The organism is Acinetobacter sp. V2 (assembly GCF_001188385.1).
Lineage (GTDB): Bacteria > Pseudomonadota > Gammaproteobacteria > Pseudomonadales > Moraxellaceae > Acinetobacter > Acinetobacter oleivorans.
Window position 1 is genome coordinate 179,812 of sequence record NZ_JZFB01000001.1, and the last position, 1,172, is coordinate 180,983.

At 35.5% G+C, this 1,172-nt stretch carries 1 protein-coding gene and 1 pseudogene; one reads left to right on the forward strand and one right to left on the reverse strand.

The features are described from left to right. Window positions 1-303: pseudogene (locus UC75_RS19510) on the forward strand (dihydrodipicolinate synthase family protein); the annotation flags it as partial. A 56-nt stretch (window positions 304-359) separates the two neighbouring features. On the opposite strand, the gene UC75_RS00835 reads toward UC75_RS19510, so the two are convergent. Then, a partial coding sequence (locus UC75_RS00835) for a DMT family transporter (protein WP_228136988.1) occupies window positions 360-1,172 on the reverse strand: 813 nt, incomplete at its 5' end.

A 1,172-nucleotide genomic window follows, 5' to 3' on the forward strand; every position in this document is an offset into this window, starting at 1 on the left:
GGTAATGCTTTACCTAAAGAAGTTTTACTGTTGGTTGACCTTAGTAAGAAAGCTGCAGCAGGTGATGCAAAGGCCCGTCGCTTAGCACAAGAGTTATCAAGTGCATTAGAAGTTTTATCTTCTTTTGACGAAGGAACGGATCTTGTTCTTTACTATAAATACTTAATGGTACTTAACGGTGATAAAGAATATACCTTACACTTTAATGAGACTGATGCATTGAGCGAATCGCAACGTAAATATGTTGAAACTCAATATGAGTTATTCCGTACGTGGTACCGTAACTGGTCAGCTGAAATCTAAGTAAGTATCCATAAAAAAGAGGCTAACAATTAAGCCTCTTTTTTTATTTCTATGAATTACTTTTTGGTCAAAACAATAACGCATAGGAAAATGAGAAATAAACCTAAATAACTATGCATTGTTAAACTTTCACCCACTACAACAACTGCTAATAATGCTGCAACTGGAATCTCAACCAAAGCTAGTGTCATAGCCTGACTTGCGGGAATTCGTTTAAGACCAAAGCTAAAAAATAAATAGCCTAAAAACATAGGAACAATCGGAATATAAATCGCAACCCAAATGTTAGTTGGATAATCAAAAAGGTTTTGTGCTGTAATGAATAATGTAGGTAGTAACAGCACTGCAGAGATACCAAAAATTACTCCCATGGCAGCTCTTGAGTCGACTTCTTGGCGAATTAGGTTTCTCATTATCCAAGAATATGTTGCATAGCTCAGGCTAGAGATTAAGCCAAAAAATACCCCTAAAATACGATCAGATTGTACGACTTGATGCTGCGCGTGATCACCTGCATAAGAGAGTAAAATAATTCCTAAAAAACCGAGAATAAAACTGATGAGCCATTTTAACGAAAGTTTTCGTTTATCTAAAATCCATTCCAAAAGCACTGAAAACAAAGGTGCACAGCCAATAGAAATTACGGTGCCAATAGAAACACCAGCCAAAGAGACAGATGAATAAAATGCAAATGGACAAAGAATTGAAACAATGACCGCAATAAAAACTTGGGATTTATAGTTAAATAGTTTTTGGTAATTTTTTTTAATGGTTTTTAAGCTTAAAAATGTATGAATTAATCCACCGAAGCCCACAGAAATGGTAGCAATTACAAGTGGACTAATGCCTTTTGCAAAAGATGCCGCTGT